15 protein-coding genes are annotated in these 15,624 nt (G+C 48.5%); 10 read left to right on the top strand and 5 right to left on the bottom strand.

The features are described from left to right. Positions 1 to 47 precede the first annotated feature (47 nt). Together BAZ21_RS07955 and BAZ21_RS07960 are read right to left on the bottom strand one after the other, a co-directional pair. Entirely contained in the window at positions 48 to 992 is a 945-nt protein-coding gene (locus BAZ21_RS07955) for a sensor histidine kinase (protein ID WP_068498771.1), read from the bottom strand. A gap of 1 nt (position 993) precedes the next feature. Beyond that, complete coding sequence (locus BAZ21_RS07960) at positions 994 to 1,701, bottom strand: response regulator transcription factor (protein WP_068498772.1); 708 nt, start codon at positions 1,699 to 1,701, stop codon at positions 994 to 996. Positions 1,702 to 1,876: 175 nt separating this feature from the next. Here BAZ21_RS07960 and BAZ21_RS07965 point away from each other — a divergent pair, with 175 nt between their 5' ends. The 3 genes from BAZ21_RS07965 to BAZ21_RS07975 all read left to right on the top strand — a co-directional run bounded on the left by BAZ21_RS07965 (position 1,877) and on the right by BAZ21_RS07975 (position 4,810). Beyond that, entirely contained in the window at positions 1,877 to 2,074 is a 198-nt protein-coding gene (locus tag BAZ21_RS07965) for a hypothetical protein (RefSeq protein WP_007429315.1), read from the top strand. 375 nt (positions 2,075 to 2,449) lie between these two features. After that, on the top strand, positions 2,450 to 2,953 hold the full coding sequence (locus BAZ21_RS07970) for a DUF6933 domain-containing protein (RefSeq protein WP_068498775.1): 504 nt from the start codon (positions 2,450 to 2,452) through the stop codon (positions 2,951 to 2,953). Positions 2,954 to 3,178: 225 nt separating this feature from the next. After that, positions 3,179 to 4,810: a formate--tetrahydrofolate ligase gene (locus BAZ21_RS07975; RefSeq protein WP_068498777.1), complete on the top strand. Its 1,632-nt coding sequence runs from the start codon at positions 3,179 to 3,181 to the stop codon at positions 4,808 to 4,810. A 25-nt stretch (positions 4,811 to 4,835) separates the two neighbouring features. On the opposite strand, the gene BAZ21_RS07980 is transcribed toward BAZ21_RS07975, so the two are convergent. Both BAZ21_RS07980 and BAZ21_RS07985 read right to left on the bottom strand, forming a co-directional pair. After that, positions 4,836 to 6,557: an AraC family transcriptional regulator gene (locus BAZ21_RS07980; RefSeq protein WP_068498779.1), complete on the bottom strand. Its 1,722-nt coding sequence runs from the start codon at positions 6,555 to 6,557 to the stop codon at positions 4,836 to 4,838. Positions 6,558 to 6,667: 110 nt separating this feature from the next. Next, positions 6,668 to 7,681, bottom strand: coding sequence for an ABC transporter substrate-binding protein (locus BAZ21_RS07985; RefSeq protein WP_068498781.1), 1,014 nt, complete (start codon positions 7,679 to 7,681; stop codon positions 6,668 to 6,670). 235 nt (positions 7,682 to 7,916) lie between these two features. Here BAZ21_RS07985 and BAZ21_RS07990 point away from each other — a divergent pair, with 235 nt between their 5' ends. From BAZ21_RS07990 to BAZ21_RS08015, 6 genes are all read left to right on the top strand, one after another. Continuing rightward, complete coding sequence (locus tag BAZ21_RS07990; protein WP_068498783.1) at positions 7,917 to 8,549, top strand: LysE family translocator; 633 nt, start codon at positions 7,917 to 7,919, stop codon at positions 8,547 to 8,549. Positions 8,550 to 8,673: 124 nt separating this feature from the next. Beyond that, positions 8,674 to 9,948 carry a LolA family protein gene (locus BAZ21_RS07995; protein WP_068498784.1) on the top strand — a complete coding sequence of 425 codons (1,275 nt, stop codon included), beginning with the start codon at positions 8,674 to 8,676 and terminating at the stop codon, positions 9,946 to 9,948. A gap of 269 nt (positions 9,949 to 10,217) precedes the next feature. Beyond that, on the top strand, positions 10,218 to 11,414 hold the full coding sequence (alr, locus tag BAZ21_RS08000; protein WP_068498786.1) for an alanine racemase: 1,197 nt from the start codon (positions 10,218 to 10,220) through the stop codon (positions 11,412 to 11,414). Positions 11,415 to 11,707: 293 nt separating this feature from the next. Further along, positions 11,708 to 11,989, top strand: a complete 282-nt coding sequence (locus tag BAZ21_RS08005; protein WP_007429334.1) for a CopG family ribbon-helix-helix protein — start codon at positions 11,708 to 11,710, stop codon at positions 11,987 to 11,989. Positions 11,990 to 11,995: 6 nt separating this feature from the next. Beyond that, positions 11,996 to 12,346, top strand: coding sequence for a type II toxin-antitoxin system PemK/MazF family toxin (locus tag BAZ21_RS08010; RefSeq protein ID WP_007429335.1), 351 nt, complete (start codon positions 11,996 to 11,998; stop codon positions 12,344 to 12,346). Positions 12,347 to 12,525: 179 nt separating this feature from the next. Beyond that, the gene (locus BAZ21_RS08015) at positions 12,526 to 14,748 is read left to right on the top strand and encodes a Tex family protein (protein WP_176718119.1); all 2,223 of its coding nucleotides are present in this window, start codon (positions 12,526 to 12,528) and stop codon (positions 14,746 to 14,748) included. 71 nt (positions 14,749 to 14,819) lie between these two features. Here BAZ21_RS08015 and cmpA read toward each other — a convergent pair whose 3' ends face one another. Further along, positions 14,820 to 14,954 carry a cortex morphogenetic protein CmpA gene (cmpA, locus tag BAZ21_RS27735; protein ID WP_007429337.1) on the bottom strand — a complete coding sequence of 45 codons (135 nt, stop codon included), beginning with the start codon at positions 14,952 to 14,954 and terminating at the stop codon, positions 14,820 to 14,822. A 142-nt stretch (positions 14,955 to 15,096) separates the two neighbouring features. On the opposite strand from cmpA, the gene BAZ21_RS08020 reads away from it, so the two are divergent. Beyond that, positions 15,097 to 15,585, top strand: coding sequence for a SprT family protein (locus tag BAZ21_RS08020; RefSeq protein WP_068498788.1), 489 nt, complete (start codon positions 15,097 to 15,099; stop codon positions 15,583 to 15,585). Positions 15,586 to 15,624: the final 39 nt, after the last annotated feature.

Raw genomic sequence — 15,624 nt, forward strand, 5'->3', positions numbered from 1 at the left:
CATTTTTCTTTCGTGATTCTTACAAATTTATTAAGTTCAATGAATAGTTAATAGTTGATTTTCTTCAAGGTAAAAGAGAATACCGTCTGCTCATAAGGCTTGCTGGTCAATTGAATCTCTCCGTTCATCGTCTCGACCAGGCGTTTGGCAATCGTAAGGCCCAGTCCGCTGCCTTGTACCGCCTTATTGCGTGAGTCCTCCAATGTGTACATACGCTCAAAAACCTTGTCCTGCTCCGGTTCCTGTATGCCTTTCCCACGATCCCATACTTCTATACGCACGGTGTCCTGCTGTTCCAATAGAGTCAGTCCCAGCGTTCGGCCGTCTGCTCCGTAGCGAATCGCATTAGAAATTAGATTGTTGAGCACCCGCCCAAATGCTCCTTCGTTCCCCAAGGCATGAACGGGATGCTCCGGGATATCAAGATGCACGGCAAACCCCTGTGTGGTCAGCAGATCATAAAACTCCAAAATGCTGCGCCTGCACAGTTCTCCAACCTCCAGCCGTGTCAGTGGAATGTCCGTATCATTGGCCTCCAGCTTCGCCAAGCTAAAAAAGCTGCCGATCAGCTCAATCGCTTCGTTTGTTTTTTGATGAATTTTGGATAACAGCTTTACACGTTCTTCCGGCAAAATATTCGGATCACCATCCAGCATCTCGGCATATCCGAGCACTACCGTAAGCGGGGTCTTAAGATCGTGCGAAATGTTTGAAATCATTTTGCGCATGGCGATTTGGCTTCGGTTGTAATCTACCGACACCCTGAGATTCAGGTCCAGCAGACGGTTGATTTCTGTCATGAGCCGTTGCAGCTCAGCATCACCTGTGACATACAGCAGCTTCTCCGCATGGTTCACCGTTACAATCCGCTCCAGTAGGGTTCGGACATCCTTAATACTGCGCTTGTAGGCCACACGCTCCCGCCAAAGCCATAAAATAACGACGGTCAGGATGATGACGACAATCCATTCCGAAATGTTCTCGATGTTCATATCAGCCGTTCTCCCATTTGTAGCCGATCCCCCAAAGCGTCTTTATATGGACGGGGTGAGAGGGATCTTCTTCGATTTTCTCACGCAGGCGGCGAATATGGACGTTAATCACGTTCTCGTCGCCCATATAATCCTCTTTCCAGATAAATCCGTATAATTGAGCTTTCGTAAATACGCGGTTCGGATTGGTTACAAACAGCTTGAGAATATCGGATTCTTTGGCGGTTAGCTGAATTTCATTTTCATTGCGAATGACTGTAAAATGATCCAAATCAATATGCAGCTTGCCATAGGTCAAAACTGGTGCTTTCGGTTGTCCCTCCTGCTGTTGCTGCCGAGCATATGTAGTGGATCTGCGGATGGCAGATTGAATACGTGCGGTCATTTCCAGCATCGAAAAGGGCTTGGCGACATAATCGTCCGCTCCAAATCCCAGTCCAAGTGCTTTATCCACGTCGCTGTCCTTGGCTGACATAATCAGAATCGGCACAGCACTACTGGTGCGGATTCGCCGGATGACTTCCATACCATCCACCTTCGGCATCATCAAATCCACCAGAACCAGATCGTAGGTGTAACGAACAAAGGCAAGCAGCCCTTCTTCACCGTCAGAAGCGGTGGTTAGCTTGTAGCCTTCTTTGATAAGTGCTTTGTGTAGCATTTCAGCAATGGATGGATCGTCTTCAATAAGTAAAATATTCTGTGACATAGGTGTGGAACACCCCTAATTTTTGGATTAAGCTCGTATGACGAACTGTACCTGAATTATATAGAGCAGTGGAGGGGATTTCCATAAAAAATATCCAATGAATATGTGTAGGCAAATTTCCGAAGGAGGTTTATGCTAAAATAAGATTACTGCCGACTTGTTTGGAGGAAAGAATATGCATACGAATAGAGAAGAACTTCAGCGTATATTAAAACAAGCAAATGAATTTGCCCGTAAGCAAGCAAAGGAAGCAGGAGCTTCTATTTACTATATTAAAAATGGCAAGCGTGTACGCGAAGATGCTAATGGACAGAAGTATGAAATCGTCTTCGATACTTTGGGAATTCGTAAAGAGTATGAATTCCATGAATAGTTCCACATCTAGAATGACGATTTTTGCTGGAACTAATGGTGCAGGAAAAAGTACAATCAGCTTACATAATGAAAAATTAAATCGGACAGTGTACATCCTAGCGATGTTCCACTGTCCGGTTTTTGCTTTGTAACAGGGGAATTGAGTAACTATGTATTTTGAAAATTTCCGTGATCACCCGGATTTTGACCAATCTTTAACCACAACATGTAATCAAATTACTAGCAGTTGAAATTCCCCTATATTATACTGAAAGAGTTTACAATCCAATCTTAGGAATAAGGTGTTATGATATCCGGGACATGCTTTATGCAAAAGATCAGGCATGTCGAATCATGAGCTGCGGCACAGGACCGTCAATAAAGGAGAGCAACGATGTTTGTTATACGGGGAACACAAAAACTGCTGAAGGAATGGGATACCGAGCCACTTCACGTTGATATTTATCCGCCTTTAAATAGTTGGCATGCCAGCTTGTTTTTACTGAATCGGAGAAAAAATATTGTGTTTATGCATGATGCAACCCGCTTGAGCATTACGCTGTTTGGCATTAAAAAATCGCAGTACAAAAATCTGCCGACTCTTTTTATTCAAGCCTTGAAGGAATTCATGATCAGCGAAGGCTTTGATGAGCAGATCGTAGAGGCATACATACAGGAAGGCGAGCATATGCTGGCTACGACGACAAACAGCCATAGTGTGATGAGAACCTTGGAAGAGCTTATTTTTGTCATGAAGGAATTGGATATGGAGCATGGGTGCGAGTTGGAAAAAAACCAGTGCAACAACCGGATTGTGTTTAAAACGGTTCAATACCAGTATCCTGTTGATACTTTTAAAGAAGCATTAGAAAAGCATTATAACCTGGAACGTGTTTGAGCTGATAACGCTGAGGTTAAAGAGCCGTTCGTTAAACAAAACGTGCCAAAAGAGTATCCACCAAAGTTCATGCGGACGGGGATACTCTTTTTTATCAGCTCATATGATGGTAGTGCTTGCGATGAAATGAATCATAGCGCAATAAACGGCACACTTTGGTAAAATAGAATATAAAGTATTTGACACCATAGATCTGATTTAAAAACGGGGGGTACATAACGAGCAATGAAGAGGATTATTGATGTAGCCAAGGAAGCAGGAATTGAAGAAGAGTATTTGGAGACGTATGGAAAATATAAAGCGAAGCTGAATCCGTCTCTGTGGGAGCAGTTGAAGGATCGTCCGAATGGGAAGCTGGTGCTGGTTACGGCGATGAATCCTACTCCGGCGGGAGAGGGAAAAACGCTAACAACCATCGGGCTGTCACAGGCGCTGAATGCACTTGGACACAAAACCGTTGCTGCACTACGCGAGCCGTCCCTTGGACCTTGCTTTGGTATGAAAGGGGGAGCAACCGGGGGAGGAAAGGCCCAGATTGTTCCGGCGGAAGACATTAACCTGCATTTTACAGGTGATATACATGCGATTTCGGCAGCACATAATTTACTGGCAGCGATGATTGATAACCATTTGTTTCATGGAAATGCTTTGCGGCTGAAGCCGGAACGGATCGTGTGGAAACGGGCTGTAGATATGAATGACCGGAGCTTGCGAAGTATTGTGACCGGATTGGGTACGGGGAATGGAGCAGTGAGAGAAAGCGGCTTTCTGATTACCTCGGCCTCGGAAGTCATGGCGGTACTATGCTTAAGTGAAAATATGGACGATCTTAAAGTGCGATTGGGCCGGATGGTGATTGCCTATAACGAAGCGGGTAAGGCGGTAACAGCAGAGGAGCTGCACGCGGTGGAAGGCATGGCTGTGCTGCTTCGGGAAGCATTGAAGCCCAATCTGGTGCAAACGTTGGAGGGAACTCCCGTTATTGTGCATGGTGGACCTTTTGCCAATATTGCACATGGATGCAGCAGTCTGATCGGTACAAAGCTGGCGTTGAAACTGGGAGAGGTCGTCGTCACAGAGGCGGGGTTCGGGGCTGAGCTGGGGGCAGAAAAGTTTTTTGACATCAAGTGCCGTCAGTCCGGGTTGCAGCCGGACGCAGCTGTATTGGTCGTCACCGCGAAAGCACTGAAATATAACGGCGGTGTCTCCAAAAACGAGCTGGATGCGGAAAATCTGGAGTCATTACAGCTTGGCTTGGCCAATATGAACCGACATATACGGAATTTGCAAAAGTTTGGCGTGCCTGTACTGGTAGCGATTAACCATTTTGTAACAGATCATGAAGCCGAGCTGGAGCTGATTCTGGCGGAATGCCGCAGGCTGGGTGTACCTGCCGAGCTGTCACAGGTATGGGCACAGGGAAGCCGTGGGGGAGAACGCTTGGCTCAAAGCCTGTTAAGTCTGCTGCAGGAGGACAAAGCCAGCTTCGCACCTCTCTATGATACTGCGCTTGACCTGCAAGCGAAAATTGGCATTATAGCGAAAGAGCTATACGGTGCGGCAGATGTAGTATACACCCCTGCGGCTAAACGGGCGTTGTCCGGTATGGAGCAGCTTGGCTTCGGACAACTGCCTGTGTGCATGGCCAAAACACCCTATTCTTTTTCAGATCAGCCGTCTCTGCTGGGAGCCCCGGAGGGCTTTGCAATTCACGTGTCCAGCGCTTCTTTATCCGCAGGCGCAGGCTTTGTGGTCGTAGAGACGGGCAATACGATGACGATGCCTGGACTGCCTAAATCCCCGGCTGCCGAGCATATGTCGCTGGAGGCGGATGGAAGTATTCAGGGCTTAATGTAGTATTTTCATGAAAAATACTACCATCTTATAATGACGCGCCAAGCAGCTTGGGCAGGGTGGTGAGCAGCTTTTGCCGGGTCATGGCATCGCTCCAGTTCCAGCGGTCTGCATCTACGAAGTATACCCTGCCTTGGCGCACGGCAGGCAGGCTGCGCCAAAGAGAGCTGTTGATCATGCGCTCCAGCGTGCGTCTGGAGTCTGGAGCTGTGGGGACGAGCATAAATATGCGGTCCCCGGCGTAGTCAGGCAACTCGTTCGGCTCAATTTCTACGAAGCCGTGTCCCTCGTCGAGCACCTTTTGGATCGGCTCGACAGGCTGAAAGCCCTGCGGGTGGTAGAGGGCCGATGAGAAACCGGACATGCCCATGACAAACAACCGATGCCCATGGTCGAAGATGAAGGCGGAGGCTGTTTCCCCGGCTGTGATTACCGTGCCAAGCTGCTGCCACATCGCCAGATTACGGGCAGCGAAGGTAGACAGCCATCGTTCGGCCTCGCGTTCCTTGCCGAGCCAGACGCCAAGCGTGCACAGCCGTTCCTCCAACGTGGCGAAGGAGTTGAAGGTGACAGTAGGTGCGATGTTGGCAATGCGCTCATATTCCTGTTCATCCGAGTTGGCAAGGATAATCAGATCAGGCTCGAGAGCGCTGGTCAAACGGGTATCTAGCGGAAGTCCGATATCGGCAACGCTCCCCAGACGATGCTTATAGACACTGTATTTACTGAGACGCAGGCTTCCTCCAACGGCTTTGGCCCCTAACGCAAGCAGATCGCCCATCGTCTCTCCGTGATAGATGATGCGGCTTGGACGGCGCGGAATATGAATATGGTGGCCTGTCCAATCCTTGACGCCTACGGAACAGGAAATGTTAAGCGCGTACTGTCCCGGAGGAATCCCGGTCATTTGCCTAAAGCGTCGGTTAAAATAATATTCGTCAGAGAAACCAACCTGACGGGCGATTTCACGTAAAGGCCGTTTGCATTCCAGCAGTAGCCGCTTGGCATGATTCAAGCGCAGCTCAGTGAGGTAATGCAGCGGCTTTTTGCCTGTCATTTTTCGGAACATTTGCGAGTATTGCCATATGGAAACGTTCGCCTGCTCGGCAAGCTGCTTGACGGTGATAGGCTTTTCATAGTGATTTTCCATAAAAGTGATGGTGCCTTCGACGGATGCTGGCAATGCAGAATTAGAGCTGGCTCTATTCCTTGCCTGTTCATGCGATTCCTGCCACAGCAGGAGCAGCTCCTGAAACATGATTTGCTGCTGTAATGCGGACATGGGGTTATGCTGGTGCATCGGTTGTTGGGCGCTATGGAATAATTGCTCGGTCAACTGAATGAGCTTAAAAGAAGAGGAAACGATGTGCTCACGTGGTCTGGGCAGGACAGGTCCATTATATATGGATGGTATGCCCGTTGTATGTTCACCCAAAGCTGCGTCTGATGGTGGTTCCGATGGCATAGCAATGACCTCGAACGTGATCCGATAGTATTCGGACACCGTTCCATCAATGGGAGCGATTCGATAGGATTCACCTGGCGTTAGCCAATACCCATGACCTGTATGGAATAGATACTGCTCTTGTCCCATGTCCACCATACCTGTCCCGCCGATGAACATAAGCAGGCAGTGAGCTGGAACTGGACATGAGGGAGCTACAGGCTCGCCAACCAGCTCAATCCACTTAAAATGAAAAAGCAGCGAGTTGGACGGAGGAGGGGATGAGGACGACGAGAACAGATTCACGGTGTAACGCTCCTTTTATTGAGAATGGTTATCATATGAATCTAAGTATACCTTCTTTCGTTTCAACAAAAAAGAAGCCTATCAACAAGTGTCGATAAGCTTCTTTAAAATTATTTTATGAGCTTAGGCAATTCCTCCAGTAGCCATTCTCGGGTGGATGCATCACTTTCAGTTTTGCCAATGTCCTGTATATATACATGTCCTTGCTTGACGGCAGGGAGCTGGAGCCACAGCTTGCTTTTCATTAACTGTTCGGTGGATTGCTGGGCTTCCGAACTTGGAGTACTCAATATAAAAATCCGATCTCCAGCGTATTGTCCGATCACTTCCTGCGATATTTGCACGAATCCTTTGTCTTCATCCAGTGCTTTCTGAATAGGAGCTGTCGGCTTGAGTCCGTTCTCTTCGTACAAAATTTGTGACAATCCTGTTCGTCCCATTACGAACAAGCGGTCACCGGGATAGTAGGTAAAGACTGAAGCCGTTTCTCCCGCCTTAACACCGTTTTCGTGAAGCTTGGTCCACATCTCCGCTTCCTTGATTTTATATTGGGCAAGCCAGTCTTCAGCAGCCTTTTTCTTGTTCACAATGTCTCCGAGAAGTAGCAAGCGTTCGTTTATTGGAGCGAAGGTATCGAACATAACCGTAGGAGCAATTTTAGTCAGCGCTGTGTATTGCTTTTCATCCGTATTGCCTGTAATGATCAGATCTGGCTGTAGAGCCAATGCTTTTTCCAAATCAATGGGAAACCCTAGGTCCGACACATTCTGAACCTGTTTCTCATATACCTTGCCTTCAATCGTAGAAGTCGATGTACCTACAGCTTGTACGCCTAGAACCAATAGGTCCCCATAGTTTTCTCCGAAGTAAGCAATGCGCTGGGGAGCCACGGGTATGTTCACCGTATGTCCCATATAGTCTGTGTAGGCGCGTGTTGAAGCTGTTTCTGAAGTCTTTGTGGATGCTGCTGATCCTGCTACGGGTGCTGTTGTGTTGCTGTTTGCAGTCTGATTGTCAGATGCGCCGCATCCCAGCAGCAATGCCCCCATAAGAGAGAATAGGCAGATCAGAGCAGTGTATTGTCGAGTAGATTTCTTATTGATCGTAGCTTTCTTGTTGATCATAGTAACCTCCGTATGATTGGGTGATTCAGAATTTTGTAAATGAGAATTATTATCACAAAAGCAATAATAAGCGATGGTCCCTCAATACTCAATGGACAAACTTGGTCAATGAATCCGATTTTGTACAAAATAAGCCTCATGTATTTTTGGCTTGTACAGCCTTCAAAAATCTATTGATTTGTCATTTTTTATGATATAGAATGTCCTTTTTATACATTTGAAAGGGGTTTAGGAAATGGCATTGTTTATTACATATGTTTTACTTGGCTTCTCTATAGCACTACCTGTAGGTACCATTACGGTTGAAATGACGAAGCAAGGGCTAAAGAATGGATTCATGCATGGATGGATTGTGGGCCTTGGGGGAATGACCGTCGATTTGTTATTAATCATTGGTTTATATTTTGGCTTGGCCTCGGTCTTGTCATTACCTGTTGTACAGGTGATCATGTGGCTCATTGGAGCCATATTTTTGTGCTACGTGGGGTACGACAGTATTAAAAATGCGGATCATGATATTGCGCTGGAAGGAGAGAAAAAGACAAAATCATTATTTTCTTCCTATAAAAATGGGCTGCTTGTAGCCGTTTCACCAGGAAATTTAGTGTTTTGGGTGAGTGTTTTTGGGACGGTGCTGGCAAGTTCATTTGATCGGTCAAATACAAGTCAATTCCTGATTGTTGGCTTAGGTATTCTATTGGGTATTCTTATCCATGATTTAGGCTTGATGACTCTTGTAGCGACAACACGCAAAGCCATGAATCGAACTGCCATCAAGTGGGTTACGATCAGTGCTGGTGTGGTTTTGATTGGTTTTTCGGTTTATTTCCTGTATAAATTTGTTTTAAGTATTCAAAAGATTTTATAGCATTGCTACATTAGATACTGCAATAGATACGCTCAAGCTTGTCATGCCAGTCTGCATAAATCGAACAAGTCCTTCATAGACATGTACTAATTCATTTAAAACATGTGCTGAAGGGGTTGATGACATGCGCCGGATTTCATGGATGCTTGCCATGGTCATGTGTGTAACGCTGCTGCTGGCCGGGTGCGGCAAGAAGAGCGCGGACGATGTGGTTAAAGATTTGAGTGACGTGGTGAGCGACCTGAACAGCTACCACGGTACAGCCTTGATGACGCTGCACACCGGCGACACGCCACAGGAATACAAGGTGGATATTTCCTACCGCAAGCCGTCCTATTACCGAATTGCCATGACGAACGAGAAAAAAGATGTTACGCAGATCGTACTGCGTAATGATGAGGGTGTATTTGTACTAACGCCCAGCCTGAACAAGAGCTTTCGCTTTAAAAGCGACTGGCCGAACAACCAAGGCCAGGTATATTTGTATGAAACGCTGGTTCGCAGCATTATCGGAGATGCCTCACGTCAGCTGGCTACCGATGATAAATCCTATGTGTTTGATGTGGCGGCGAATTATAATAGCCACGCGCTGGTCAGACAAAAAATATGGCTGTCCAAAAGCAACTATGCACCCACTCAGGTACAGGTTTCTGATGCGAACGCCAAGGTCGTCGTTGATCTGAAATTCGATCAATTTGCGTTTGATACGAAGTTCGACAAGGACTCTTTTGATATGGAGCGCAATATGGCTTCAGGTAAAACGAATACGAAGAGTGAAGGGGCGCCATCTTCCGGAGCAGTGGATTCTAGTGGTCAGCTTGATCCTAGCGGTGCAATCGATGGGGCGACTGGCGTGAAGTCCAGCGAAGCCGGACAAGAGCAGGGAACAACGGGAGATGCGACTCAGCAGCCGTCTGGGGAAGCGAAGGTGGACGGAGCTGCCACAGGCGATACCTCGAAACCGGATACAGCAGCCAGCACGGAGCAGCAGCAAAGTCCGGGAGCATCTGATGCAGCGGCCGGAACATCGGCGGACCCGGATGCTGCAGAAGCTATGATGGGTGAGTTCGGGTTGATCGAACCGTCCTATACGCCAGCCGGGGTGCAAATCAAGGATACGCCGGAGCTGGATGAAATTGGTACACATGCGGTGATGTTGCGGTATAGCGGAACGTACAATTATACGATTGTGGAGGCACGTCCGAAAGATCGGGCGGTCGCCCTGGCCGCAGGTGAACTGGTTGATATTGGAGGAAGCTTTGCCGTTCTGACAGGCAGTGAGCAGCAGACCCTGACCTGGATGAATGATGGAATCGAGTTCCGAATCACCAGTGCTGACCTGCCTGTGAGCGAAATGATGCAAATTGCCGCTTCTATACAGGATCAATCGGGTAAATAAAACCTTATAAGACGGATGCAGACGGTCTAGAGTGTAAAATGCTCTGCTGCCGCCCGTATCCGTCTTTTGTTCATTCGCAGTCTAAGATGTGCATCGCTTGTACGTCCTGTTCATTGCAGAGATTGTTGGAGGAGGCTGGCAAATGTCCCCTGCCATTGACAGCCACGTTTCTGAACATTACCATTAACCTTTAGAAGTAAGGACTTTGCAACATTCCGAATGGTAAAAGGTTATGTTACAGGCTAACAATTGAAGAAGGTGACTGGATTTTGCAAGCACAATACAGATCGACCCGGGCCGAAATCAACCTGGATCACCTTGGCGCCAATTATGAAGCTTTTCGCAAGGCATTGCCAGCGGACAAGCTGCTGCTGGTCTGTGTCAAGGCTAATGCCTACGGACACGGTGCCGTAGAAATTTCAAAGGAATTGGAACGCCTGGGTGTGGATTATTTGAGCGTCGCTTTTTTGGATGAGGCTTTGGAGCTTCGTCATGCGGGGATTGGACTTCCGATCCTTGTACTCGGTTATACCTCACCAGAAGCTGTACAAGCGGCATGGGAGCATGACATTTCACTAACGGTGTTCAGTGAGGAAGTGCTGGAGGGTATCCGCCGATTGGATCGCAAAGGAAGCGAACGCAAGCTGAAGGTGCACATCAAAATAGACAGCGGCATGGGAAGACTGGGGCTACTACCCGGAGAAAAGGCTATTGCCTTTGTCCGGCAGGCCGAGCAGTTAGAGCAAGTGCAGCTGGAAGGCATGTACACCCATTTTGCCCGCGCGGATGAAGAAGACAAAAGCTATACACTGCTTCAATATGATCGGTTTCGGGGCGTGGTTGAAGCGCTAAGGGAACATGGTATTACCATTCCCATTATACATACGGGCAACAGCGCGGCCAGCATTGATACCCCTTCGCTTTCCCCTAACTTGGTACGAATTGGTATCAGTATATACGGACTGTATCCGTCTGATGAGGTGAACCGGCAAGCTATCGAACTGTTGCCTGTGCTGTCATTGAAGACGGCGGTGGTTTATGCCAAAACGCTTCCTCCCGACTGGGGGATTAGCTATGGCACCCGGTATGTGACCTCCACGGAAGAGCGGATCGGTACCTTGCCGATCGGCTATGCGGATGGATACTCCCGCATGCTGAGTGGGAAGGTCGAAGTGTTGATACGCGGTCGCCGCGTCCCGGTACTCGGTACAATATGCATGGACCAGTGTATGGTTTCCTTACAATCTTTCGCAGAGGATGCGGAAGAAATTCAAATCGGCGAAGAGGTTGTTCTCATCGGTCAGCAGTCCGGCGAAATGATTGCGGCGGATGAGCTGGCATCCAAGCTAGGTACGATCCACTATGAGGTGATCTGCATGATTGCAGACAGGGTACCGCGTGTATACACACGTGGCAATGTTCCTGTTGTTCGAGTGAATTCGCTTCTTCCAACCCGCTGGAATTAATTTCATAACGTAAATTACCGGAGAAAAGCAGGAGTTTTCGCAGAACGTCCCGAAATATGTACAAAGCAAAGAAAAGAGGGCTATAGCTGTCAAAAAACGCACCAGGCTCCGCTGACACTTGTATTTCGGGGATCAAACGCCTGTACGAAAGCGAACTGCGTAGTTTATAATGGAATGCAGCATAGATGATATACGAATATCATATACATTCTCTTATATTCCGTTTGAATAAATTACCGGGAATAACGTTATAATGGTACAATGGCGACAAGGTTTTGGGGGTGGAAGAGAAGTTGGCCAATTTGCAGAACACCAAAAGAATAATGATCAGTTTGCCGGATCATCTCTTGCAGGAAGTGGACGGGATCGTAGCTATGGAAAATTCCAATCGCAGTGAATTTATTAGGCAGGCCATGAAGCTGTATGTAGGCGAACGTAAAAAACGTTACATTCGTGAAGCGATGCAGCGTGGATACATGGAAATGGCTAAAATTAACTTGACCATGGCATCCGAAGCCTTTCACGCGGAGGAAGATGCAAACAGCACCTTGGGCCGTACAGTTAGCGGGGTGTAATCCATATTGATCGTAAAGCGCGGCGACGTTTTTTTTGCAGACCTTTCACCCGTAGTCGGTTCCGAGCAAGGTGGCGTCAGACCAGTGCTGATCATTCAAAATGATATCGGCAATCGGTTCAGTCCTACCGTGATCGTGGCAGCCATCACCGCCCAGATTCAGAAGGCAAAGCTGCCCACACATGTGGAAATCGACGCGGCGACGCATGGATTTGATCGCGATTCTGTCGTTCTTCTGGAGCAAATTCGGACGATCGACAAACAAAGGCTTACCGACAAAATCACCCATTTGGATGAAGAAACCATGCGCAAAGTGAGCGATTCGCTTCAAATCAGTCTTGGTTTGATTGATTTTTAGCATATTGGAACGACGAGTGAAACGGGAAAAGGGCAGCGCTTGGGCGCTGTCCTTTTGCATGTCCGATGAAAATGCAGGCAGGGCCTTGCTTTAACGTCCCCTGCTGGCGCTTTGAATCTTTTTTTGTGATAATGAAAGACATGGTGTATGACAAGAGCTGTAAGGAAGAAGGGATAGGTTTGTCTAACGAGGAAACGAAAACGGAAATCGGACAGGGGCCGAACGAAGCAGAACGCCAGGAGCGGATTGTCAAACAAGTGGCGAGAGAGCTGTCGCTGGCACTCAAGCAAATCCGGACAACGATCAGCTTGCTGGATGAAGGAAATACGATTCCTTTTATCGCGCGATATCGTAAGGAAATGACAGGAGAGCTGGACGAAAACCAGCTGCGTGAAATTGAAGACCGTGTGCTGTATTTACGTAATCTGGAGGATCGCAAGGTAGAGGTCATCCGCATCATTGAGGAGCAGGGGAAGCTGACAGAAGAACTCCAAGCCGCTATCACCTCTGCCGTCAAGCTTCAGGAAGTGGAGGATTTGTACCGTCCTTATCGGCAAAAGCGCAAAACCCGCGCGAGTGTGGCGAAGGAACGTGGATTAGAGCCGCTGTCTATCTGGATCTGGAGCCAGCCGAAGCAGGGCGATGCTCTGAAAGAAGCCGAATCCTATGTGAATGCAGAGTTGGGAGTCGAAAGCGCCGAAGCGGCTATTCAGGGAGCTTTGGACATTTTAGCAGAAAATATGGCAGACGATGCGACGATTCGCCAATGGGTACGTCGATATACACTCGACCATGGTATGTTGACCTCCGAAGCGAAGGATGCGGAGCAAGAGTCTGTGTATGAGAACTATTACAGCTATCGTGAGCTGGCTAAGAAAATGCCGCCTCATCGCATTCTGGCGATTAACCGCGGGGAACGTGAAGCAATTCTTAAGGTCGGACTGGAGGTCGTGCCAGATTCGATTTACAATTACGTGGCAGGTCAAGTGATTAAAGGCTCGTCTGTTGTGGAGGAGCTGCTGCGCGGCGTCATTGAGGATGCGTATAAAAGACTTATCGCGCCATCGATTGAGCGTGAGGTGCGCGCCGAAATGACGGAGAAGGGCGAGCAGCAAGCCATCTCTATCTTTGCAGGCAACCTGCGCAGCCTGCTGCTGCAGGCTCCGATCAAAGGCCGCCGTGTGCTTGGTGTCGATCCGGCATACCGGACAGGCTGCAAGCTGGCGGTTGTCGACGACACGGGCAAGCTGCTGGAAGTGGCGGTGACCTATCCGACACCGCCGAACAATAAGAAGCGCGAGGCTGCCGAGAAGTTCAAGCAGCTGATTGCCCAATACGCCATTGAGCTGATCGTCATTGGTAACGGAACCGCTTCGCGCGAGACAGAGCAGTTCGTAGCTGAAGTCATCGCGGAGATTGGCGACAGCAACCTGGCATACCTGATTGTCAATGAAGCGGGCGCGAGCGTCTATTCTGCCTCCAAGCTGGCACAGGAGGAGTTTCCAGATTTGGACGTGGCTGAGCGCAGTGCGGCCTCTATCGCGCGTCGTGTGCAAGACCCGCTGGCTGAGCTGGTCAAAATTGAGCCCAAAGCCATTGGGGTAGGCCAATACCAGCATGATGTATCGCAGAAGCATCTGGATGAAAGCTTGAAGGATGTTGTAGAATCGGCCGTTAACCATGTCGGTGTAGATGTGAACACCGCTTCCCCGGCACTGTTGTCCTATGTAGCAGGAATTAACGCGACGATTGCCAAAAACATCGTCAAGTACCGTGAGGAAAACGGTAAGTTCAGCAATCGTCGTCAGTTGCAAAAGGTCCCGCGTCTGGGTGCAAAAACCTACGAGCAATCCATTGGCTTTATCCGTATACCGGGTGGAGAAAATCCGTTGGACCGCACGCCGATTCACCCTGAATCGTATGCTGTGGTTGACCGCTTGTTGGCTGAGCTGGGGATCAGTGCCCACGATTTGGGTACGAAGGCTGCGGGGCAGGCATTAAATATCTCCAGCATTGAGCAATTGGCTGCGAAGCTGGAGGTTGGTGTCCCGACGCTGCGCGATATTTTGGAGAGTCTCCAGCGTCCGGGGCGTGACCCGCGTGATGAACTGCCGTTGCCGGTATTCCGCAAGGATGTGCTGAAGATCGAAGATTTGGCACCTGGCATGGAGCTGCAGGGAACCGTCCGCAATGTCATTGATTTTGGCGCCTTTGTCGATATTGGCATTAAAAGTGACGGGTTGGTTCATATTTCGCAGCTGCGCAGCGGCTTCGTGAAGCATCCGATGGATGTCGTATCTGTTGGCGATAATGTAACGGTATGGGTGTTGAATGTCGATTTGAAAAAGGGCAGAGTGGGTCTGACGATGAAACCTCCAGCAGAGGCGCAATCGCAGGCATAATACTTCAAAAAAAAGCCGGAATCTCCGAACCGCATCGGAGACTCCGGCTTTCATTTTTGATGCCTTTGCGTTTAGCCATTGTTGGCATCAAACTCCACGCCAGGGGCTTTATGATAAAAAAACCAACAATCGTTCAACAGTTTGATTTGACGACGGTCCTTTTTGTAAAAGGCCCGCATGAGCTGGTTGCTGAGCCATTGAGGCAAGCCAATCTCCTCCTCCACGTTACTTTTGTCTGCTTAGCATATGGGATGAGTACCTAAAGTGTGCTTCTGAATTGGGGTTAGACTTCGATCGTTATTTTGTAATATGCTTGTCAGTATGGGACAAAGGGGGAGAAAGGCCAGGATGGAGTCCAAGTCCATGAGTAATGAAGAGCTTCAGGAGTGGGTGGAGCATATTTCGATGGAAAGCTTCGGTGTGCCATTTCAGCATCAAGCCCGCTTCAATGCGCGTCTGTCTTCTACAGGTGGGCGGTATTTTATGAAAAGTCATCATATTGAAATTAATCCACATCAGCTTGCAGCCTACGGACGTTCTGAGGTAGAAAAAATTATTAAGCATGAGTTGTGCCACTATCATTTGCATCTGCGCGGAATGGGCTACCGGCATCGGGATGCAGATTTCAAGGCATGGCTGGCCCGTGTAGGAGGAAGCAGGCATTGTCAGACCCTGCCGGGAAGATTGGAGCGAAAGCCGCAGCCTTATCGCTACAAGCTGGTGTGCGTTTCCTGTGGGCAGGAATATTTGCGGAGGCGTAAAATGAATCCACAGCGTTACCGCTGTGGTAAATGTGGAAGTAAACTCCGTTTGTTAGCACTTGACGGCACCCCCTGAATCATGGTAAATTAACCATACTGTATGAATATTTACAGC

Source organism: Paenibacillus kribbensis, from assembly GCF_001705305.1.
In the GTDB taxonomy this organism is placed as follows: Bacteria; Bacillota; Bacilli; order Paenibacillales; family Paenibacillaceae; genus Paenibacillus; species Paenibacillus kribbensis_B.

Excerpts from the sequence above, each read along its gene's own strand:
- BAZ21_RS07960 (WP_068498772.1), bottom strand. The coding sequence starts at position 1,701 with ATGTCACAGAATATTTTACTTATTGAAGACGATCCATCCATTGCTGAA.
- BAZ21_RS07995 (WP_068498784.1), top strand. The coding sequence starts at position 8,674 with ATGCGCCGGATTTCATGGATGCTTGCCATGGTCATGTGTGTAACGCTG.
- BAZ21_RS07955 (WP_068498771.1), bottom strand. The coding sequence starts at position 992 with ATGAACATCGAGAACATTTCGGAATGGATTGTCGTCATCATCCTGACC.
- BAZ21_RS07970 (WP_068498775.1), top strand. The coding sequence starts at position 2,450 with ATGTTTGTTATACGGGGAACACAAAAACTGCTGAAGGAATGGGATACC.
- BAZ21_RS07975 (WP_068498777.1), top strand. The coding sequence starts at position 3,179 with ATGAAGAGGATTATTGATGTAGCCAAGGAAGCAGGAATTGAAGAAGAG.
- BAZ21_RS07965 (WP_007429315.1), top strand. The coding sequence starts at position 1,877 with ATGCATACGAATAGAGAAGAACTTCAGCGTATATTAAAACAAGCAAAT.
- BAZ21_RS08020 (WP_068498788.1), top strand. The coding sequence starts at position 15,097 with ATGGAGTCCAAGTCCATGAGTAATGAAGAGCTTCAGGAGTGGGTGGAG.
- BAZ21_RS07990 (WP_068498783.1), top strand. The coding sequence starts at position 7,917 with ATGGCATTGTTTATTACATATGTTTTACTTGGCTTCTCTATAGCACTA.
- BAZ21_RS07985 (WP_068498781.1), bottom strand. The coding sequence starts at position 7,681 with ATGATCAACAAGAAAGCTACGATCAATAAGAAATCTACTCGACAATAC.